Annotated in this window: 16 protein-coding genes; 6 read left to right on the top strand and 10 right to left on the bottom strand. The window is 65.7% G+C overall.

The genetic code is table 11. From position 1 onward, the window contains the following. Nucleotides 1–17 precede the first annotated feature (17 nt). The 3 genes from ACYP5B_RS43105 to ACYP5B_RS43095 all read left to right on the top strand — a co-directional run bounded on the left by ACYP5B_RS43105 (nt 18) and on the right by ACYP5B_RS43095 (nt 3,909). Nucleotides 18–1,709 (top strand): FAD-dependent monooxygenase, encoded by a 1,692-nt coding sequence (locus tag ACYP5B_RS43105; RefSeq protein WP_459573680.1) that lies wholly within the window; start codon nt 18–20, stop codon nt 1,707–1,709. Nucleotides 1,710–1,938: 229 nt separating this feature from the next. Continuing rightward, nucleotides 1,939–3,030: a porin gene (locus tag ACYP5B_RS43100; protein WP_459573679.1), complete on the top strand. Its 1,092-nt coding sequence runs from the start codon at nt 1,939–1,941 to the stop codon at nt 3,028–3,030. Between the two features lie 96 nt (nt 3,031–3,126). Continuing rightward, nucleotides 3,127–3,909, top strand: coding sequence for a GntR family transcriptional regulator (locus tag ACYP5B_RS43095; RefSeq protein WP_459573678.1), 783 nt, complete (start codon nt 3,127–3,129; stop codon nt 3,907–3,909). Between the two features lie 99 nt (nt 3,910–4,008). On the opposite strand, the gene ACYP5B_RS43090 is transcribed toward ACYP5B_RS43095, so the two are convergent. From ACYP5B_RS43090 to ACYP5B_RS43070, 5 genes are all read right to left on the bottom strand, one after another. Beyond that, nucleotides 4,009–4,947: a VOC family protein gene (locus ACYP5B_RS43090; RefSeq protein WP_459573677.1), complete on the bottom strand. Its 939-nt coding sequence runs from the start codon at nt 4,945–4,947 to the stop codon at nt 4,009–4,011. A gap of 21 nt (nt 4,948–4,968) precedes the next feature. Continuing rightward, entirely contained in the window at nt 4,969–5,841 is an 873-nt protein-coding gene (locus tag ACYP5B_RS43085; protein ID WP_459573675.1) for a fumarylacetoacetate hydrolase family protein, read from the bottom strand. Between the two features lie 467 nt (nt 5,842–6,308). Further along, nucleotides 6,309–8,423, bottom strand: coding sequence for a 2Fe-2S iron-sulfur cluster-binding protein (locus tag ACYP5B_RS43080; protein ID WP_459573674.1), 2,115 nt, complete (start codon nt 8,421–8,423; stop codon nt 6,309–6,311). 65 nt (nt 8,424–8,488) lie between these two features. Then, nucleotides 8,489–9,100 (bottom strand): glutathione S-transferase family protein, encoded by a 612-nt coding sequence (locus tag ACYP5B_RS43075; protein ID WP_459573672.1) that lies wholly within the window; start codon nt 9,098–9,100, stop codon nt 8,489–8,491. 220 nt (nt 9,101–9,320) lie between these two features. Further along, a complete protein-coding gene (locus ACYP5B_RS43070; protein ID WP_459573671.1) occupies nt 9,321–10,220 on the bottom strand; it encodes a LysR family transcriptional regulator in 900 nt (299 codons plus the stop codon). 1,143 nt (nt 10,221–11,363) lie between these two features. Here ACYP5B_RS43070 and ACYP5B_RS43065 point away from each other — a divergent pair. Beyond that, nucleotides 11,364–11,816, top strand: a complete 453-nt coding sequence (locus ACYP5B_RS43065) for a GDP-mannose mannosyl hydrolase (protein WP_459573670.1) — start codon at nt 11,364–11,366, stop codon at nt 11,814–11,816. Between the two features lie 46 nt (nt 11,817–11,862). On the opposite strand, the gene galU is transcribed toward ACYP5B_RS43065, so the two are convergent. Beyond that, nucleotides 11,863–12,888, bottom strand: coding sequence for a UTP--glucose-1-phosphate uridylyltransferase GalU (gene galU / locus ACYP5B_RS43060; RefSeq protein ID WP_400092952.1), 1,026 nt, complete (start codon nt 12,886–12,888; stop codon nt 11,863–11,865). Between the two features lie 305 nt (nt 12,889–13,193). Between galU and ACYP5B_RS43055 the strand changes: the two genes are divergently transcribed. Further along, nucleotides 13,194–13,778, top strand: a complete 585-nt coding sequence (locus ACYP5B_RS43055; protein ID WP_459573669.1) for a phosphatase PAP2 family protein — start codon at nt 13,194–13,196, stop codon at nt 13,776–13,778. A 489-nt stretch (nt 13,779–14,267) separates the two neighbouring features. Further along, nucleotides 14,268–16,709: a hypothetical protein gene (locus ACYP5B_RS43050; protein WP_459573668.1), complete on the top strand. Its 2,442-nt coding sequence runs from the start codon at nt 14,268–14,270 to the stop codon at nt 16,707–16,709. A gap of 1,111 nt (nt 16,710–17,820) precedes the next feature. Here the strand turns inward: ACYP5B_RS43050 and ACYP5B_RS43045 are convergent. The 4 genes from ACYP5B_RS43045 to ACYP5B_RS43030 all read right to left on the bottom strand — a co-directional run bounded on the left by ACYP5B_RS43045 (nt 17,821) and on the right by ACYP5B_RS43030 (nt 21,716). Next, entirely contained in the window at nt 17,821–18,294 is a 474-nt protein-coding gene (locus ACYP5B_RS43045) for a transposase (RefSeq protein WP_459573666.1), read from the bottom strand. 145 nt (nt 18,295–18,439) lie between these two features. Then, the gene (locus ACYP5B_RS43040; RefSeq protein WP_400092946.1) at nt 18,440–19,582 is read right to left on the bottom strand and encodes an acyltransferase family protein; all 1,143 of its coding nucleotides are present in this window, start codon (nt 19,580–19,582) and stop codon (nt 18,440–18,442) included. A gap of 10 nt (nt 19,583–19,592) precedes the next feature. After that, entirely contained in the window at nt 19,593–20,315 is a 723-nt protein-coding gene (locus ACYP5B_RS43035) for a DapH/DapD/GlmU-related protein (protein WP_459573665.1), read from the bottom strand. A 258-nt stretch (nt 20,316–20,573) separates the two neighbouring features. Further along, nucleotides 20,574–21,716 carry an acyltransferase family protein gene (locus ACYP5B_RS43030; RefSeq protein ID WP_459573663.1) on the bottom strand — a complete coding sequence of 381 codons (1,143 nt, stop codon included), beginning with the start codon at nt 21,714–21,716 and terminating at the stop codon, nt 20,574–20,576. Nucleotides 21,717–21,781 lie beyond the last annotated feature (65 nt).

The following is a 21,781-nucleotide window of genomic DNA, read 5'->3' as shown; positions in this document are numbered from 1 at the left end:
TGATTGGAAGACCCATCGTGAAGACAGTGCAAACCGACGTCGCCATCATCGGCGGCGGCCCGGCCGGGCTCATGCTGGCCATCGAACTGGGATGCCGCAACGTGCGTTGCGTGCTGCTGGAAGATGACCTGGATCCACCCGCCTTTCCCAAGGCCAACGCGACGTCTTCGCGCACGATGGAGCATTACCGCCGCCGTGGCTTTGCCCAAGCCATCCGCGCGCTAGGCCTGCCCCCGGCGCATCCACAGGACGTGGTCTATCGCACGCAGCTCTGCGGCGTCGAGCTGGCCCGGTTCAAGATCCCGTCCCGCGAGCAGGCCCGGTCCCGCGCCTCGGTTGGCGACTATGGCGACGCTGCCTGGCCCACGCCTGAGCTGCCGCACCGCGCGCAGCAGATGTATATAGAGCCGGTGCTGCGCCAGCAGGCGGCTAGCTACGGGAGCGTGCAGCTGCATCTCGGCCACCAGGCCATGGCGGTCGCGCAAACGGATGACGGTGTCACTGTCGACGTGATGCCGGCCGACGGCGGCGCGCGCTGGCAGGTCAAGGCAGGCTTCCTGGTGGGCTGCGATGGCCCGCGCAGCCTGGTGCGCAAGTCGCTGGGGATTGCGTACTCCGGGCAGGGCGGCGAGCAGCGCGACTTCTTTGGCGGGCAGATGCTGTCGATCTACTTCCGCTCCAGGGATCTCTATGCGGCGCTGGGCAAGGACCGCGCATGGCAGTACTGGGCCGTGAACGCGCAGCAGCGCGGCCTGTTGATCGCGATCGATGGCGTGGAGACGTTCCTGCTGGCCATCCAGCTCGAAGCCGGCCGCGATGCGCAGGACATCGACCCGGCTGCGGTATCGCGCGCGGTGGTCGGCGCCAGCTTTGATTTCAACCTGATCGCGATGATGCCCTGGGTGGCCGGCTACACGCTGGTGGCGGACCGCATGTCGTCGGGCCGGATGTTCCTGGCCGGCGACGCCGCGCACCTGTTCACGCCGACCGGCGGCATGGGCTACAACACCTCCATCGATGACGCCGTCAACCTCGGCTGGAAGCTCGCCGCGGTGACACAGGGTGCCGCGCCGGCCGCGTTGCTCGACACGTACGACGCCGAGCGCCGGCCCATCGCACTGCGCAACACAGCCTTTGCGCGGCGGATGGCAGACAGCATCGGCAATATCCGGGTCGGCGCGGAAGTCAGCGCGGCAGGCCCTGCAGGCGAGAGCGCACGCGCCGCGCTGGGCCAGGCGCTGGCCAGCCATGTGAGCAAGGAGTTCAACATCCCGGGTTTGCAACTGGGCGTGCGCTACGCCGGCAGCCCGATCGTGGCGAGCGATGCCGCCACCCCGCCGCCTGACGATCCCAATCGCTATGTGCCCAGCGCCTACCCGGGCGCCCGCGCGCCGCACGCCGTGGTCGGCGGCAAGGTGCTGTTCGACCTGTTCGGCCGGGATTTCACGCTGCTGGCATTCACGCAGTCCGATACCGGCGCATGGACGCAAGCCGCGCAGCGCAGCGGCATGCAACTCGACGTGGTTCGCGTGGATGACGACGCGGCCCGCTCGCTCTATGGCGCGGAGCTCGTGCTGATTCGTCCGGATCATCACGTGGCATGGCGCGGCGACGCCTCGGCGGGCGCCGGGCCGGTGCTGGCGCTGGCCACCGGCCGCAGCGAGGCGGCAGCAGCAGCGCATAGCGCGCAGGCCTCACCAGCAGCCTAGCAACGACGCTCGATCAAAACCTGCCACAGGCGTAACTCCCCTCTCCCGCTCGCGGGAGAGGGGTGGGGGAGAGGGCGGGCATTCGCAAGAGCGAGGCACTGCACTTCGAGCCAGCGCCCGCCCTCTCCCCTGGTTGCTCTTCCATTTCAGGGGGAGCAAACCGCTGGCGGATCAGGCCACGTCGAAGCCCGATGCATCAAACAAGAAAATCAACCAACGGAGGAGACCAATGAAAACCGGATGGCTAGCGGCCGCTTGCGTTGCCGCGATTCCCGCGCTCGCGCAGGCGCAATCCGTGACGCTCTACGGCGTCATCGATACCGGCGTCGAGTACGTCAACCACATCGGCGCCAACAAGGACAGCGTGACGCGAATGAACAGCCTGGCCGGCACCGTGCCGTCGCGCTGGGGCTTGCGCGGCACCGAGGATCTCGGCAACGGGCTCAAGGCGCTGTTCGCGCTGGAGTCCGGCTTTGCCCCGGACTCGGGTACGTCGAACCAGGGCAACCGGCTGTTTGGCCGGCAGGCATGGGTCGGCCTGTCGGGCGCCTGGGGCCAGGTCGCGTTCGGGCGGCAGTACACGATGCTGTTCTGGTCGACGCTGGAAGCGGACATGCTCGGCCCGAACACCTTCGGCACGTCGACGCTCGACAGCTACCTGCCGAATGCGCGGGCGGACAATGCCGTGTCGTACAAGGGCACGTTCGGCGGCGTGACCATCGGCGGCACCTACAGCTTCGGGCGCGATGCAGTCAATGCCGGCCCCAGCCCGTCCGGCACCAACTGCGGCGGCGAGAATCCCGCTGACAAGCGCGCCTGCCGCGAATGGTCCGCGCTGCTGAAGTACGACACCGGCGCCTGGGGCGTGGGCGCGGCCTACGATTCCATCCGGGGCGGCCCGGGTGCGTTCGGCGGCCTGACCAGCAGCGGCCTGAAGGACGACCGCTTGTCCGTCAACGGCTACGCCAACGTGGGCAAGGCCAAGATCGGCGGCGGCCTGATCCGGCGCGACAACGACGGCAGCCCGACGCCACGCAGCGACCTGTGGTACGCCGGTGCGTCATACGCGATCACGCCTGCGTTCAGCGTGGACGGCGAAGCCTTCTACCTGCGCTATCACAACAGCGCCAACAAGGCCTGGCTGTACGCCGCGCGCGCTACCTACGCCTTCTCCAAGCGCACCTCCGTCTACGGCACCGCCGGCTTTATCGACAACCGCGGCAACCTCGGCTTGTCCGTCAGCTCCGGCTCGCCGGGCAGCAATGCCGCACCGGGCGGCAACCAGCTCGGCGCCATGCTTGGGATAAAGCACATCTTCTGACCGAAGCCGCTATTCCCGTGCATCATCAGGGCCGCCCACGCACGGGCGGCCCTGAAAAATAGATAAAATGCAGAATATCTATGAAACGGGGCTGACTTGGCTACCTCAACCAACGGGCACACCACCGCAATGCCAGACGTCGCCGAACCCGGCGCCACGGACACGGGCGGGCGCACGTGGGCGTCCATTCTCGAACTCACGGTCCGGGAAGAGATCATCCAGGGCAAGCTGCCCGCCGGCAGCAAGCTGCGGCTCAAGGAACTCTCCGAGCGCTACCAGGCGGGCGTGATCCCCCTGCGCGAGGCGTTGTCGCGCCTGTGCGCCACGGGCTTCGTCGTCGCCATCGACCAGAAGGGCTTTCGCGTTGCCGAGCTCTCCGAGAGCGAACTGCTCGACATCACCCGCGTGCGCCAGCAGATCGAGACGCAAGCGCTGCGCGACGCCATCGCCTGCGCCAACGTGGAGTGGGAGGGGCAGCTCATTGCCGCCCACCACCGCCTCAAGCGGATTCCGCTTTACCTGCCCGGCGAAGGGCGCCAGATGAACCCGGACTGGGAAGATGCCCATTCGGATTTCCATGCGGCCTTGGTGGCGGGATGCGAGTCGCCATGGCTGCGCCGCTTCTCCGCCTTGCTCCGCGACCAGACCGCCAGGTACCGGCTGCTGTCGATGAACATCCCGAAGTCAGGCCGCAAGCGCGATGTCATGGCGGAGCACGAGGCCATCGTCGAGGCTGCGGTGAAGGGCGACGCCGACACGGCGTGCCGCTTGCTTCATGCGCATTTCCAGGTGACGACGGATCTCGTCATGGCGTATTTGGCAGCGCAGAAGGCGGCGGGGGCTGGGAAGGCGGGTGCCAGGAAGGTGGCTGCGGTATAGCGGGGGCGGTATAGCGGGGACGGTGGCTGACAAGAGGAGGAATACCATGACGGGCGGACTGATCCGCCCGTCATGGTGTTCGCGGCACGACTGGCGCTGCTACTCGGCCTCGGTGTTATGAATAAAGTACGGCGGCACGTCCGGCCCCCACTGGTACAGCGCGTCTTCCGGCGGGTAATCGCCGGCCGGCCACTGCTGGCCGGCGGAGATGTAGTCGATGTCCGCCGAGTACTCGCAGAACGAGCCCCAGGGATCGCGCACGTAGTGGAAGAAGTTCGAGCCCAGCACATGGCGCCCGGTGCCCCAGCCCTCCTTATAACCTGCGACCGCCATCTGCCCCGCGCCCTGGCCGACTTCATCGACGCTGGCGACATCCCATGCGGCATGGTGCCAGCCGCGCGCCGAGCTTTTGGCGAAGGCCAGCAGGTGATGGTCGCAGCCGTGCGGCGCGTGGGTGAAGGCGATGCCGTCGCCGGAGCGGTCGGACAGGCGCAGGCCTAGCGCATCGTTGTAGAACGCCAGCGCGCGGGAGACGTCCGGCGTGAACAGCAGCACGTGCGACAGGCGCCGCGGGCGGACCTTGCCGACCCGGTTGCGGAAGGTCGCGCCCCGCACGTCCGCGGGGCCGTGGATGTTCTTGAGCGGGCTTTTCGAGTTGGGCGAGGTCTTGGGCCCGACCTTGACCTGGATCAGGTTGCCATCGGCGTCGTAGAACCACAGCCCTTGCGCGGTGGCGTGAGCCGCGTCGCTGGCAAACGTCACGTTGGCGGCGAGCAGTTTCGCGCGGATGCCTTCGAGATCCCCCTCGAAGCAATTGAAGCTCAGGTAGGCGAGGGCCTTGCGCTCGCCCGGGAAGATCCGGGCCCAGACCCGTTCGTCCTGTGCCAGCACTTCCAGCTCGCCGTCTTGCCTGACGACTGTCAGCCCGAACGCGCTGAGGAAATGTTCCGCGACGCCTAGGTCCGGCACCGTCAGGGCGTAGTGGTCGAGCGAATGCACGGCGGGGTCGCGCCGGGCGGCCTCATTGTCTTGTTCCATTTGTCTCTTCCGCTGGTCGCGTCAGGCGGCGAGGGCTGCCTTGACGTTCCCGGTTGCCTCGGCTTCGTCGGCAATCGTATTGCGCAGCGGCGCGAATCCGGTCACCGACACTTCGCACACGTCGCCCGGGCGCATCAGCAGCTTGGGCTCGCGCGCCCAGCCGATGCCGCTGGGGGTGCCGGTCACGATCACGTCGCTCGGCTCCAGCGTGATGGCTTCGCTGATCACGGAAATCAGCGTGGCGATGTCGAAGACCATCGTATCGGTGGTGGCGGACTGCACCACCTCGCCGTTCAGGCGTGTTTCCAGCAGCAGGCCCTTGGCGCCGGCCGGGACTTCGCTGGTGGTCACCAGTTCCGGGCCGAACGCGCCGGTGGCATCGAAGTTCTTGCCCACTGTCCATTGCGGCGACAGGAACTGGTATTCGCGGACCGAGCCGTCGTTGAACAGCGCATAGCCGGCGATGCAGTCGAGCGCGTCTTCCTTGGCGATGTGGCGGCCGCCTTTTTTCAGCACCACGGCCAGTTCGCCTTCATAGTCCAGCGAGTCCGACACGCGCGGGCGGATGATGGGCTGGTCGTGCCCGACCAGGCTGGTGTCGTAGCGCGGGAAGATGGTCGGATAGCTCGGCTGCTCGTACTTGCTTTCCTTGGTGTGGTCGGCGTAGTTCAGGCCAATGCAGAAGATCTTGGCGGGATGCTCGACCACGGGCAGGAACGTGATGTCGGCTTCCGACACCAACCGGCCGCCGGTCTGCTGCGACGCGTAGGTCTCAAGGTCCACACCGGCGGCCAGCAGCGACTCGAGCGATGCCTCGCCCAGGATGCGGATCTTGTCGCCTTCGCGGGCGCCCAGGTGTTTCTTGCCATCAAGGATAAAGCGGACGTAGCGCATCGGATTTCCTGTCTCTCTAGGGTTGGAATTGGCAATCGCTGTTGCGCGATCGTTGGTCCATGCTAAGCGAAAATATATACAAAAACAACTTTTGTAGATTGTTTGGGTTGAGGCGGCCCGCTTTGTTTGCTGTTGCGCACATGGCCCGCTGCCAGTACTGGCAAGGGCTGCCGGGCATTTCTCAGTCCCCGGCCATCCATGCCTGGAGCGTAGTCAAACCAGGCCGCCCGCGAAAGATGGCGGAATTGCTCGACCGATGCCCGGGAGGTATCGGTCGAGCGTGCCGGCCCGGTCAGGGCAGGTAGCTGAAGGTGATCGCGACAGTCAGGCAATCGCGGACCACAGGTGAGGGGCGGAGGCGGACGTGGCCTCCACCAGCGAGACCGTGTGGCCGGAAGGCTTGGTTGAAATGCTAAAGGCCGCTGGAAGGTTCCAGCATGCCCCGCGCAACGCCCAGGGCTGACCGCTCAAAGATCCAGTTGCAGCGGCACGATGGCATTGTTGCCGTCGGCATCCACCGCCGCCGGGACCGCGCAGCAGATCAGCGCCTCGCCTTGCGCCACGTTGAACTCCGGCGCCTCGGCGTACGCCACCGTGCCCTGCAGCACACGCGTGCTGCACGAGCCGCAGCTGCCGCCGCGGCAACCGAAGGCCGGCGCCAGGCCGCGCTGCTCGGCCAGCGCCAGCAGCGAGCCGCCGCCCGGCGTCCAGCGAGCTTCCTTGCCCGATTGCACGAAGGTGACAGGCACGGGCTGCACCGCGGGCTTGGCGGCGGGTGCGGCCGTGCTGCCGGCGTCGCGCTTGCGCACCAGCGAGGACGCGCCAAAGGCTTCCGCATGGATGCGTGAATCGGCGACGTTGAGCGCGCGCAGGCCATCGTAGAGCGATTGCATGAACGCGGTTGGCCCGCACAGGTAGAAGTCATAGTCATCGAGGGGCAGGCGGCTGCGCAGCGTGTCGATGTCGATGCGCCCGGACACGTCATAGTCCTTGACCCGGGTGGCGTCCTTCGGGTCGCTCAGCAGGCGCACCAGTTCCACCGCGCCGCCGGCGCTCTCAGTGAGCGTGGCGAGCTCCTTGCTGAAGGCGCGCTCGGCCAAGGTGCGAGCCGAGTGGAAGAACCACGTCGGGCGGACCCGGCGCTTGCGCAGGCCTTCATAGACGATCTGGCGGAGCATGGCGAGCATCGGCGTGACACCGATGCCTGCGGCCAGCAGCACGGCCGGCCTGCGCTCGGCGGCGTCGATGGTGAAGGCGCCGGCCGGCGCGCGGGCTTCGACCAGGTCGCCTACCTTGAGATTGTCGTGCAGGTGGCGTGACACCGTGCCTTCGCGCTTCACGCTGATGCGGTACACATCGTCGGCCGGCGACACCGACAGCGTGTAGGTGCGCATCACCGGCTGCGCATGGCCCGCCAGCGTGACCCGAATCGGCAGGAACTGGCCGGCCAGGTGCGCCACGCGGCCGACGCCGTCAGTGGGTTCCAGGTGGAAGGACCGGACCACGCTGCTTTCATCGACGATGCGCGCGACGCGCAATGGCCGCCATGCGTTGGCCAGCGCCGCGGCGCGCTGGCGGTCGGCGGCTTGTTCCCAGCTGCCGGTCATCAGCGAGTTCGGCGATGCGCCGTGCGCTTGTGGCAGCCAGCGCAGCGGCAGGGCCTCGTCGCGGCGCACGATCTGCTCGGGCATGAAGCGCCACAGGCGTTCCGCGCCCTGGAAGGCGGCGATCTCTGGCGAGTCCAGGATGACCTCGGCCTTGCCGCAGAGCTGGAGCAGTTCGCCGGTGTTGAAGTCTGTAAAGACGAGGCCGGCGATCGGGTTGACCACGAAGTTGCCGAGCGTGTTGAAGAACAGGTTGCCGGCAAAGTCAGGAATGGTCAGACCGCCGTCCGCATCGATCCGGACAAAGCCGGGCTTGCCGCCGCGATGCGACACATCCACCTGGCGCTCCCCATCTTCAAGGTCCACGTAGGACGCGACGAAGAACGTATCCGCCGAACCGATGAGCGCGCGCGCACGCGCATCTAGCGCGGTGAAGTGGTGCGGTGCCGCCGGGGGGCGCATGCCAGACGTGCCGGGCGTGCGCGTGAATTCGAACACGCGCTTCTGGATGTACTGCGGGCAGTTGCCGAAGCTCTGCCCCACGTCGATCCGCAGCACGCCGTCGCTGCCTCGCCGCGCTGTACCGTTCATGCGGTTGCGCCGGCGTGTCAGCAGGTCGATACCCAGCAGGCCAATGGCGCTGCCGTCTTCCATGCCGGCATCCGCCGGGTCGGCGGGGTCGCGGGCCGTGGCGATGTTCAGCGTGGTGGCATCCGGCGAGTGCAGGAAGCCCGGCTGCCCGGCGCGCAGCGTCGCCCACACCCGGCCATCCGGCGCGACCGCGCCCAGCACCACCATCGGCAGTTGCGCGAAGAACTCGCGGTGCTGGTCGGGCATGTAGTCGCGCACCACGCGCTGGCCGACATCCTCCATGCGCCCGGCAACGCCTGCGCGTGCCTGGAGGCTACGCTCGCCGGCGTGCCAGGGCTGCGCGGGGGCATGGGTGGCTTGCGTGGATGGACGGGCTTGGGCGGACATGGTGGGTGCTCCTTCCTGTACGACGTTCGGTGGCCGGCCTAGGCAGGTCCAGGCCAGAGTCCTGATCAGGCGGCGAGGCCGGCCGGCGTCGTCTTGAACTCCACAAAGCCCGGCAGGGCTTCGATGCGCTGCAGCCAGGCCTTGACGTTGGCGTAGTCCGACAGGTCGACAAAACCTTCGGGCGCTCGGGCGATGTAGCTGTACAGCGCCACGTCGGCCAGCGTGGGGTGGGCGGCGGCCAGCCACTTGCCCTTGGCAAGCACGTCGTCAACGCGCTTGAGGATGACGTGCGCGCGGGCAAGCACTTCCTTGGCGTTGTAGGGGGCGCCAAACACGGTGATGAGGCGCGCGGCTGCCGGGCCGTAGGCGATCTCGCCGGCGGCGACCGACAGCCATTTCTGTACCGCGGCGGCACCAGCGGGCGATTCGGGCAGCCAGTCCGTCTTGCCGAACGTCTTGGCCAGGTACACCAGGATGGCGTTGGAGTCGGTGATCACGGTGTCGTTGTCCACCAGCACGGGCACCTGGCCGAACGGGTTGAGCTTGAGGAATTCAGGTGCCTTGTGCGCGCCTTTGGCCAGATCGACCTCGATCGCTTCGGCATTGGCGCCGATCAGCGACAGGAACAGGCGGACGCGGTGCGCGTGTCCGGAGAGGGGGTGGAAATAGACTTGCATGGCGGTGATCCTCGGCGTGTTTGGGAAATGACGCCGCCCGGTGGCGGCTAGCACACTGTCCGAAGGGTTCTCGGGAGAAGGCCTGCCTGCGCCGTGTCCGGTCCGTGTGCCTGGATGGATCATAGGTGCGTCCCGAGGCACGAAAAACGGCCCCGGCGAGAAGGGACTATTCTCGTTGCGAGAAGAATCGGGGCGCTTGGCGCCCCCGTCAGCGGGCCGGTCAGTTCAGCGTACTGTCCGCGCGCAGCGTTTCGATGGCGAGGTCCAGGAAGGCGCGGACCTTGCGCGTGGCATGGCGGCCCTCCCGGTGGATCACGTTGATGGGCAGGGGCGGCGGTTCCACGTCCGCCAGCACGATGCGCAGCGAGTCGTCGCGCAGCTGCCTGGCCACCTGGTACGACAGCAGCCGCACGACGCCAAAGCCGGACACGGCGGCAGCAATCGCGGAGTCATTGGTGGTGGTTGTCAGGCGCGGTTGCAGCCGGGTGACGACGGGAGTACCGTCGCTGTTGAAGCGCCACTCTGCCGCATTGTTTGCGCCATTGGGCAGGATGGTGGCATGGCTGGCGAGGTCGTCCGGGGTTTGCGGCACGCCGTGCCTGGCCAGGTAAGACGGCGCCGCGCACACCACGCGCCGCACCTGGCCCACGCGCACGGCTTGCAGCGACGAATCCGGCAGCTGCCCGATGCGGATGCCTACGTCGATGCCTTCGTCGACCAGGTTCACGATCCGGTCCAGGAACAGGCAGGTCGCGTCGACCTCCGGGTAGCGGTTCAGGTATTCGGTGACGATCGGCATCACGTAGGCGGCGCCGAACAGCACGGAAGCCGTGATGGCAAGCTGGCCGCGCGGCGCCGCATGAGCGCCAGAGGCTGCCAGCTCGGCTTCATCGATCTCGCCCAGCAGGCGGCGGCAGTTCTCGAAGTAGGCCGCGCCGGTGTCGGTCATGCGGACCAGCCGCGTGGTACGGGTCAGCAGGCGCACGCCCAGGTGCGTTTCCAGCTCGTTGACGATGCGGCTGACCACCGATAGCGAGATGTCCAGCTTGCGCGCGGCGGCGGTGAAGCCGCCGGTCTCCACCACGGTGACGAAGGTCTTCATGGCCTGCAGTCGATCCACGCCAGCTCTCCCGGCCCGTGCGGGCGCTTGATGATCTGGCGGAGTATATAAGGACGCCTGCCGATGTGCACAATGGACGGCACCGGGTGGCGGGCCAATCACGCCCGTGCAAAGCCAATGCGGCAGTCCCATAAAAAAAGCCATTCCGAAGAATGGCTTTTTACACCCCGCGACATCCACACCACGTTGCTCCTGCCCCGTTGGCTCTATGGCCGTTGTGGGCAAACCGGAGTCACGCTGCGAAGACCGGCAATCAAGTCGTACCAGGCGGCAAAGCCGCTCGTGGTCCAGCTGTCGGATTTAAGAACTTATGCGCTGCGACTTGTCACGCGACGGATCATACGTATTCTCGATAAGACATCGTATGGGGAAAAGCCCCTATTTTCCCCCGCTGTTCTCGCGTCAATTTCCGGCGCGGTGTGCATCGTGGGGGCGCATGCCGCCGGGCGGTGCGCCCAACCCATGGCGCTACCCGAAGATGTGCGCTTCACCCGTCGTGTCGTGTCGTGGCGCTTTGGCGCGCGCTCGCGGAGCTGGCGCTCCAGTTCGGAGATGTGATGGTCGACGCGGGTCTGCTTTCGGGTGTGCCGGATTGCAAGTGCCGTGCACAGCACTACCATGAGGATGCAGCCGAGCTGGGCAAGCTGTATCGGGTCGTATTGCATAGGAATTCCTGGGCATCGTTGCGCGGTGGCGCAGTCTGGCGCGTGGCCAGTGATTGCTGGCCGCAAGTGAAATAACGGCAGCGGCGGCAGATTTTTAAGGCATTGCCGACGTCCGGTGCGCCAGGCAGTCGCCATCCGCCATTAGTTCGCCGGGCGCAACGCCTGGTGCGCTAGCCCACTTTCGAATCACGCGGCCACGGGTAGGCTCCATACGTCGCGGACAGGTCTGACCCACTTGCCCGTGCTTTGCGCCTCGCCTATCCCCCGGTGGGCGAGGCGTCTTTCTGCGCCGGCAGGGTCGTGTCGACGGGTTTCGGTCCAGCCCCCGGGCGGAACGACATGTTCCCGGATTCCGCGCGACATGCATGCCGGCGCTATTCTTTTTTGGGCAGCACGCTTGCCACGGGATGACGCGGATCGAAGCAGATTCAAGCAGGTTCAAGCAGATGGTAGTCTTTCGATTTTGGAGTCGCGCGCAATGCTTGCCAGATCGGATTTCCTCTCTGTGGTTGCTAACACCCCCCTGGTCTCGATCGACCTGCTCGTCACCGATGTGCAAGGCCGGGTGTTGCTTGGCCGGCGCCGTAACCGGCCGGCGAAAGGGTCATGGTTCGTGCCAGGCGGGCGTATCCGCAAGGACGAGGGCCTGGATGCCGCGTTCCGGCGCATCGTGGCGGATGAGCTCGGCCTCACCGGGGTCGAGCGTGGCGATGCCGTGCCGCGCGGCGTGTTCGAACATCACTATCCGGACAACTTCGCCGCAGAGCCGGGCATCTCCACGCACTACGTGGTGCTCGCCTATGCGTGGACCATGCCCGGCGGCGCGCCGCTCGGGCAACCTGACCAGCACAGCGAGTACTGCTGGATGACGCCGGCCGAGCTGCTGGCGCATGGCGAGGTGCACGAGAACACAAGGGCATATTTCCGCTGACCGGGGCCGGCTTGGCGACGGCCCCGGTGCTGCGCGCCGGGGTGGGTCAGGCGGCCAGCGGAATCAAGCGCGCATCGCGCTCGGTTTGCGCTTCGGCCTGCACGTCGGCTTGCACGTCGGCTTGCACATCGGTCTGCGCTTCGGGCGTTACGATCACCGCCTCCGCCAGTTGGTCGTTGCCGTGCGCCAGGGCTTGCGCGACGATGGCGCATTCGGTGCGCAGGTACGCCGCGAACGGCGCGCCGACTTCAGCGTGGCGCAGCGCGAACTCCACGGTAGCCTTCAGGTAGCCCAGCTTGCTGCCGCAATCGAAGCGGCGTCCCTCATAGCGGTAGGCCAGCGCCTGCTCGCGGGCCAGCAGCGCCTGGATGGCGTCCGTGAGCTGCAGCTCGCCGCCGGCGCCCGGCTTGAGCGTGTTCAGGAACTCAAAGATGCTGGGCATCAGCACGTAGCGCCCCACCACGCCAAGGTTGGACGGTGCGGCTTGCGGCGCGGGCTTCTCCACGATGCCGGACATCTTGAAGATGCGGTCGTCCCAAGGCTTGCCGTCGATCACGCCATAGGAGCGTGAATCCTGCGGCTCGATCTCCTCCACGCCGATGACGGAGCTGTGATAGTGGTCGAACACCTCGATCATCTGCTTGAGCACGGGCGTGCGCGCGTCCAGCAGATCGTCGGCGAGGATCACGGCGAAGGGCTCGTCCCCGATCAGCTTGCTGGCGCAGCGCACCGCGTGGCCAAGTCCCAGGGGCTCTGCCTGCCGCACATAGAAGCAATCCACGTGGGCGGGCTTGATGCTGCGCACCAGGTCCAGCAATTGCTGCTTGCCGCGCGCCATCAGTTCGGCCTCGACCTCATAGGACTTGTCGAAGTGATCCTCGATGGCACGCTTGCTGCGCCCCGTCACGAAGATCAGCTCGGTAATTCCCGCGGCCATCGCTTCTTCCACGGCGTACTGGATCAGCGGCTTGTCGACTACCGGCAACATCTCTTTCGGGCTGGCCTTGGTCGCCGGCAGAAATCGCGTGCCGAGGCCGGCCACCGGGAATACGGCTTTCCTGATCTTGAGCATGAAACTACCCCCGTCGTCTGGTTTGAAAGGCTTGGAGTCCTGCCGGTCGGTTGCCTTGGCGCGCGCAGCTCCTGCCGCACGGCATGGTCCCGGAGCCAGCCTTGGCGAAGCCAGCGTATCGCTGCGCAGCGAGCGCCATCTGCCAACAGTTCGCTGTATTCCGACAGCGCATGCATCCCGCCGCCTTGGCCTCGCGCGAGGGGCATACATTGTGGCCAACAGGATTCAATGGGAAGTCGGAAGCATCATCGATGGCGAGATCCGCTTTGAGCTCGCCTGCACACTTATGCAAGCTGACGAAAGACATGATGAACTGGTACCGGATCACAGACCTCGGCGATGCCGCCGTGACGCTACCGCTGGCGCTCACCACCGGCCTGTGGCTGCTGCAAAGCACCGGGTGGCGGGTGGCGCTGCGCTGGGCCCTGTGCCTGGCGGCGGCCGCGGCGCTGGTGCTGGCCAGCAAGCTGCTGCACACCGGCTGCGGCACGGTGCTGGAGCGTTTCGACATGCGCGTGATCAGCGGCCACGCGATGCTCTCGTCGGCGGTGTGGTCCGTGTTCCTCGGGTTGCTGTTGCGCAGCTTCCGGGCGTCATGGCGCCGGGCAGGCTTCGTGCTCGGCTTGATGCTAGCGGCCTTGATCTGCTTTAGCCGCGTGCGCCTGGGCGCGCATACCCCGGCCGAGGTCATTGCCGGGTGGCTTCTGGGCGGCGGCGTTGCCTTCTGGGTGCTGCGCGCCTGCCACGGCGCGCCGAAGCGGCTGGGCAAATGCCTGATCGCCGGCGTTGCCCTGCTCGGGCTGTGCACGGTGGCCTACGGACGCCATGCTCCATTCCAGCAGATCATCTGGCACTACTCGCCGTATTACGCCCCGGTGATTTGCCGCTAGTGCACTAGTGGCACTGGTGCCGCCGGCGCACCGCCTGGTGCGAGAGCGCCGTCCACGCGCCGCGAACTGGCCTTGCCTGCGGCCCCGCCTTCGTCCGATAAACACTAAATCTTGGCGGCCATAGCCAGGGGCGTGCGGGTAAACTTGTATCCGGCGCGCTCACCACAATGGTGCGCCAGGCTTCGTTCGGCCCGGACCCTGCCAGCTATGCCGGAGGGCTCACTCAACCCCGCCGCGGCAAGTTTTGCAGGCCGCGCGTCCCACATGCCTTGCGTTGCCGTCATCCTTTGGCTGGCCGCGCCAGGAGCATCACCGATGAAACGCCTCGGCCAGGGGCTGCACAAGCAGGGCGCGTCCGACGCCGCCCGGCGCTTCGCCGGCAACGGCGGACAGCGCCCGCCAGTTTTCCATTCATTCGGGGACCTACGGGGTCCATGCGTTACTGTTGCGCCCGCGTTGACCAGACGCAGGCCAAACGATGGGGAAGCCATGTCGACGCTTACCAGCCCGAACCCAGCCCCGGCTGCGGGGAGCCCTTGGATACGTGTTGCCTTGCAGCGCGCCGGCATCTTGTTGCTGCTGTTGCTTGCCATCGCGGGCTGTGGCGGCGAAAGCGGGGGCGGCGCGACCAGCGCAAGCCCCGCAACCCTGCAGCCAGCGGCCGTCACCTGGACGCTGTGCGCCTCGGAATACCAGACCTGCGCCTTCACCGGCACCCACCAGGTCAAGTACGGCACCGATACGCAGTACGTCATCAAGACCTTCACCGGCGGCACCAGTTGCGACAACGGAGTGTTCGGAGACCCCGCGTCCGGGTTTGCCAAGAGTTGCTGGTACGACTCCGGCACGAGTAGTCCGACGACGCCCCCCGGCACCAGCACCTGGGTTGCCTGCAGCTCGGAGAACGGCTTCTGCAGCTTTACCGGCACGCGCCAGGTCCGCTACGGGACCGCTACGCAGTACGTCACCCTGACCTTCACCAATGGCGTGGCCTGCAACAACGGCGTGTTCGGAGACCCCGCGCCCGGTTTCGGCAAGACGTGTTCATATGAGGACACCGGCACCACAACGCCCACGACACCCACCACCCCGACCACGCCTGTGACGCCCACAGGCAGCGGCACGCTCAGTTGCACCGCGCCTGCCGGCAGCGTAGCGGCGGCGGGCGGCGGCGATGCAATCGAGATGGATACCCCGGGGGGCGACGGCACGCGGATGTTCGCCTCGGGCAGTACCTTCCCGCTGAGCGTGACCACCCGCGCCGGCAGCGCGGACACGGTGAACTGGCAGATCTCCGACACCTGGAACAAGGTACGTGCCAGCGGCCAGTTCCCGGTCGCCGCAGGCGCGATCGTGTCGACGCTGAACTGCACGTCCACGGTGTCAGGCTACTTTGCCGGATCGGCCAGCCTGGCCTCCGGCGCAGGCTCGCTGCTCGCACGCGGCACGCGGCCCAGCGGCATTGCGACGTTCGGCGTGCTGCCCAACGTCTCTTCCGTGCTGCCGGCGGTCAGCTACGCCAACCAGGACCTGCATCGCTTCGGCGGGCAAGGCGCGGCCTACCTGCTGCCCGGGCAAGGCTGCTGCGATGGCGACGGCTATCGTCCGCTCTATCCCGCGCTCGGCTTGTCGTGGGTCAACGACAACCGCAACTGGTACGTAGAAGAGCCCAACGGCCCCAACACCTTCAACCCCGCGGTGGACCACCTCGCCTCGTACTTCAAGCCCGGCGACCTGATGCGGCTGATCCAGCTCGACGGCATCCCCGCCTGGGCGAGCCCCACCGGCGTGGCTACCCACAGCTACGCGCCGAAATCCTTGCCGGCCTACCAGGACTACATGAGCCGGGTGGGGCAGGAGTCGAACACGGTGCGGACCCGGTATTTCCCCGCGCAGTCGGCCAACTACTACCAGGTGACCTGGGAACCCGACTATAACGGCGGCCTGCCGTGGCTGGATACCGATGCCAACTTCACCGCGATGTACAAGGCCACCTTCCAGGGCATCCACAGCACCGACCCGAGCGCGGTGATCATGGGCACCACCAACGCCATGGTGCGCGAGAACACCGTCTGGCTGAACCGGCTGGCGCCGCTGGGCTTTGCCCAGTATCTCGACGGCGTGACGGCGCACGGCTACTACGACGTAGGCACTTCGCCATCGCATCCGCCAGAGCGCCTGGTCGGCAACAGCGATCCCTCCAACGCCGCCAACGCCCTGCCGGCCGCCATGCGCGAGCTGCGCCATGCTGTTGCCACCCAGCTCAAGCGCGGCGCGCGGCTGTTCGTCACCGAGACCGGGATCAGCTACGACCTCGGTTCCGCTTATGGCGCCAACTACCCGACGCAGAACGTCTTGTACGCGCACGGCGCGGTGATTGCCCGCACGCACCTGATACTGCTGGGAGAGGGCGCGGACGTGACCTATATGTTCTACGCCACCGACATCCCCACCGACCCTGCTGGCTACGGCTTGTTCTTCGACCTGGTCAACCCGCAAGGCACCTACGGCCCCGCCAAGATCAGTCCGAAGCCCGCGGCGATGGTAGTAGCGGCGATGACCCGGCTGATCGACGGCACCAATACGCTGGGGCCGCTCAAGGGGCTGCCGTTCGGGGTTTATGGGTATGCATTCCAGCGGCTCAACAATGGCAACGTGGTGACGGCATTGTGGGCGCATGACAATGCCAACTGGAGTGCAAATACGGGGTTTAGCGTGACGTATAGCGTTGCTTATAGCTTGCAGGTGGATGCGCCTGGGTCCAGCGGGCAGGTGACGGTGCTGGATATGATGGGGAATGCGGCTTCCGTGGCTTATTCGAATGGGCAGGTTGCACTGGCCTTGACGGAGACGCCGGTCTATGTGGTTTCTGCTAATGCTGCTGTGGTGCAGGGGAATGTGACTTTGCCTGAGGGGTATGTGGGGAGGTAAGGGGTTATATTTGTGTTCAGCTTTTGCCAGGGTCTTTGGCTGCTGACGCGGCTGTGCGTAGTTGGTCGTTTATGCGCATGGAGGCGTTTCTAGGCTTCTAGCCCCGCTGACGCGGGGGTGTCTTTTGTGGGCGGGGTTTTGATGCTTCTAGCTGCTGTCGCGGCTGGGCGGTGTTGCCGTTTTAGAACGTGTGAGATGTCACTTTTCTTTACTCGCTCGTAAAGAAAAGTAACCAAAAGAAAGCGATCCTTGCAGGAGGCTGGCGTATCGGGATTGCGCAGCCCAATGGTTTCGTCGTCAGGCCCCGGGTTTTAATTCACTCGTGCCGTTACCGGTTTAAATGGCCACGATCCTTTTAATGACGCTGGTTTCGTGGTGAGGCCCCCGGCAGCAGCATCCGTGCCTATTCACCCATCTGCCGGTACCGGCGCAAAGCGCCACGATATATCACGCCATGATGGTTTCGTGGTGGGGTGGGCGCGGTGGAAATTCTTCGACCCATCAATCCGGTGCCACCGCGCCCACGACGAAAACGGGACGCTTGCAACTTCGTGGCCGCCCGCGCCGCGAGCGACAGACGGCCTGAAATTCGTGGTGGTGGCTACCGGTGGGGGCCACCACGAAACCCTGGGCATCGGCAGCGTCGTGATGATCTAAACTGGTAACGGCACGAGGTCATTAGAACCCGGGGCCTGACCACGAAATCATTGGGGTCCCCAATGACGCCACGCCAGCCTCCTGCAAGGATCGCTTTCTTTTGGTTACTTTTCTTTACGAGTAAAGAAAAGTGACATCTCACACGTTCTAAAACGGCCAACACCGTACAGCCGCGACAGCAGCTAGAAGCATGAAAACCCCACCCACGAGAGCCACCACCGCGTCAGCGGGACTAGAAGCGAATAAATCTCGATAGAGGACAAAAACGGCCAACCCTGTACAGCCGCGACAGCAGCTAAAAGCATCAAAACCCCGCCCACAAGAGACACCCCCCGCGTCAGCGGGACTAGGAGCGATTAAATCTCGAGAGCGGGAAAACGGTCAACCCTGTACAGAACCGCGACAGCAGCTAGAAGCGCCAAAACAACCTCCATCACACTCACCAAAACCACAATCACCTATCCTCAGGCGCAGCAAACAACGAACTCACATTCTTAGTCAACACCAACAACGTCGCCGTCTCGGCAAGCGCCTGCTCCTTCCTCCTCAACTCCCTCTCCAACTCCCGAATCCGCTTCTGATCCTGCTCATGCCGCCTGCGCACCGCGCCAATCCCGCGGTTGTCCGCCAGCGCAGCCGCGGCGCTCTGCCGCCAGCATTCCAGCTCGGTCGGGTCGACCGCATTCTCACGGCACCAGGCGGTCTTCTGCAGCTCGCCCATGGTGCCGGTGGCAAGCACGGCGTCCAGGCGCGCTTCGCCGGCGCCGGGCGGGTCGGTCGGTGGTGGGGCGAGGGCTACCGCGCGCCAGCGCTCCAGCGCTGCCGGCGATATCCCCGTCTCGGCGGACACTTGCGCAACACTGGCGTTCTCGGGAGGCAGCATCCGCGCGACGGCGCGTTCCTTGAAGGACTGTGTATATCTAGCCACTGTGATTCACCTTGATTCCTCAGTTGCCGCTCGGTTGCTGCCTTCCTCCCCAGGGGAAAGGCTATGGCCCCAGGCTGTTGGCAGTCGGTAACTCGAGTCCCGCGCGGCACGTGGCTTACGCCCGCGGGGACGGCGTCGGGTCAGCTCACGCGGCGTGCTGCTCGGCCGGCTGTGCGGCAGGCGTACTGCGGCGGCGGGCCGGGAACAGCGCGTCGCGGATGCGCAGGAAGGGGAACTCGATCGCGCGCGTGGCAGCGTAGCCGACGACGATCGCAATCGCAAACTGCAACGCAAGGGCGAGCCCCCACGCCACCATGACGGGGATGCCAAACGTGCTTGCCTTGCGAATAAACACATCGCCGGGGGCCAGCGCCACGGAGTGCCACAAATAGATGCCGTAGGAATACACGCCGATCCACGCCACCGCGCGGTACAGCTTGGCGCCGCGTATCGCACCGGAGTATTCGAGCACCAGCACGATCAACGCGGCAAAGCCGATGGCCTGGATGGTGTAGCCGATGCTCTCTTCCAGCACGAGGTTGCGCTGCAGGAATACCAGCCAGACAATCGTGCCCGCCACCACGGCCAGCAGCAACAGCCTTTGCCCGGCGATGCGGCGGTACAGTTCCGGCTTCATCCAGTAGACCGTGGCCAGCATGACGCCGACGAGCAGGCTGTCGATGCGATATTGCGTGTAGGCGGAGGCCGCTTCCAGCTCGCCGCTGGCCACCGCGGCGCAGCGCGCGACCAGCACCACCACGCACAAGGTGCCCAGCGTCCAGAGGATGGTGTTGGCGCGCACGCGCAAGCGCGCGAACAGCAGCACCAGCGCCGGCAGGAACAGGTAGAAGTGTTCTTCCACGGCAAGGCTCCAGGTCTGCGCAATGGAGGAGCCGAGGTAGTTCTGCATGTGCGTGAGATTCTGGTACAGGAAGGTGCTGGTGGGGTGGCGGCCGGCCAGCACATGGAACAGGATCAGAGCGTAGTAGGCTGGCCAGATCTTGAAGATGCGGCGGACGATAAAGCGCCGCGCATCCACGCTGCCGCTCTGCGCGTACTGGCGCAGCAACAGCCCCCCGACCAGGAAGCCGCTCAGCGTGAAGAACAAGTTGACCCCTTCGCGCCCGAAGTTCTTGAGCGGATACTCGATCAGGGCGACCCACTGGCTGCCGGTGCTGACCGTGTGGAAGTGCATTCCCATCACGGCAATGATGGCCAGCCCGCGAACAAAATCGAGTTCGATGGACCGGCTGGCAGGGTTGACGTCGCGGCTTGCCTGGTAATCCATGCTGTTCTCCTTATAGGGTGCCGGACGGGGTCGTGACGCCAGCGTGCCCGGGCGGGTCGAATCGCTTGCGGATGAACCGGCACGGATTGCCGCCGTAGATACCCTCGGCCTCCAGCGAGTGATGCACCACCGAGAGTGGCGTGACCACCGCCGAGCGGCCGATGGTGATGCCCTTCTGGATGACGCACTTGGACGTGATCCACACACCGTCCTCGATCACGATCGGCGCGACCTGCAAGTCCATGTTGCTGTCCACGTCGTGCGAGCCTGCCGTCAGGAAGCTGCCTTGCGAGATGCAGACGTTGGAGCCGATGCGGATGCTGGCCTGGTTGTAGATCCACACATCCACGCCGAACCAGCAGCCATCGCCCACTTCCAGGTTCCAGGGTGACTTGACGCGCAGCGGGTGGACCAGCCGGCAGTGCTGGCCGATGCGTGCACCGAACAGGCGCAGCAGGGCGACACGCAGCCCGGAGAACGGATTCAGTTTATTGTTGATGATGCCGGCTTCGACCAGGAACCAGGCCGCCTCGACCAGCCGGCTGCGGCGGCGCACGTAGTTGCCCTTTCCGGCGCGGGTGAGGTCGATGACGCGGTGTCCCGGCGGGCTGGCCAGGCTGTCCCGGCTTGCATCGCGGTTGCTTTCGCGACTGGCTTCGCGACTGGTGTCACGGCCAGCCCCGCGTGGATCGCCGACGACATCGAGACAATCGGCAAATGCTTCGGTATCCATGTTCCGCCTCTCACTGGGTGGCCCCGCGGCGCTCTCGGCAATGCTGGGCATCGCCGCGCGGAAGAATCCATCGTATTGCGCGCTGCATCCTGCATCTTGCATTCGCAGGAACGCGAATTCATTCATTACGTTCCTGTCGAGAAAATTATCGAACGTGAAAACGTGGCTGGCCCGCAATTTGGCGCGATTGGCCTTTCGCAAGGGGCGTTTTGGCGGCTCCGCACTACGCCGGGAGCGTGGTGCGGCATGGCCGCGACGTCAAGCGCCGATCTTGTCCTTGCCAAGCACGTCGGCGCCGCCGCGCGGGCCCGCCGGAAAGAGCGCGTCGCGCAGCCGCAGGAAGGGCAATTCAACGGCACGGGTGGTCAGGTAGCCCACCGCAATGGCAATGGTGAACTGCATGACGAGCGCCAGCACCCAGACCAGCGCCGGCGGCAGCCCATGTGCCAAGGCCGCATGAATCATCAGGGCGCCGGGCGTGCGCGCCACCGTGTGCCACAAGTAGATGCCATAGGAATACACGCCGATCCAGGCGACGGCCCGGTACGCGACACTGTCGCGCAGGCGGCCGGAATGCTCCAGCACCAGCACGATCAGGGCAATGAAGCCGATGGACTGGATGGTGAAGCCGATGCTCTCCTCGACGACGATATCGGCCTGGCAGAACAGCAGCCATGCCAGCAGCCCCGCCACCGCGGCAGCCAGCCAGCCGCGCCGTGCCGCCAGCTTGCAGTAGATGCCGGGCTTCATCCAGTACAGGACTGCCAGCATCACGCCAAACAGCATGCTGTCGACGCGATACTGCGTGTACACGTAGGCGCCCCGGATGTCGCCGCCGGCGACGGCCGCGCTGCGGGCCAGCAAGACCAGCATGCAGGCCGCCGCGAGCAGCCATAGCAACCGTTCCGGTGTCAGGCGCAATCGCGCGCACAGCAGCAGCGCAATGGGCAGCAGCAAGTAGAAGTGTTCTTCCACCGCCAGGCTCCAGGTCTGCGCGATGGAGCTGCCGAGATAGTTCTGCAGATGCGTCGCGTTCTGCAGCAAGAAGGTGTTGCGTGCATGATGGCCAGACAACGCGTGGACCAGGATCAGCAGGTAGTAAGCCGGCCAGATCTTGAAGATCCGGCGAATGAAAAAGCGCCACGCGTCCACGGTGCCGGTCTGCGCGTACTGCCGCAGCAGCAACCCGCCCACCAGGAATCCGCTGAGCGTGAAGAACAGCGTGACGCCTTCCCGCCCAAAGTTCTTTAGCGGATATTCAAGCAGCCAGATCAGGCGGCTGCCGGTGTCGACGGTGTGGAAGTGAATGCCCATGACGGCGATGATGGCCAGGCCCCTGACGAAATCCAGTTCGACGAAGCGGCTGTGGCAACGCGCGTACGCGTCTACTGTGCGATGCATGCAAAAGGCCTCCTGCCGGTGCGATCCGCACGGCATGCTGTGACCCTGGGCGATGTAGGTTCGTG

The organism is Cupriavidus sp. 8B (genome assembly GCF_054589115.1).
This window is presented reverse-complemented; position numbering and strand designations above follow the sequence as displayed.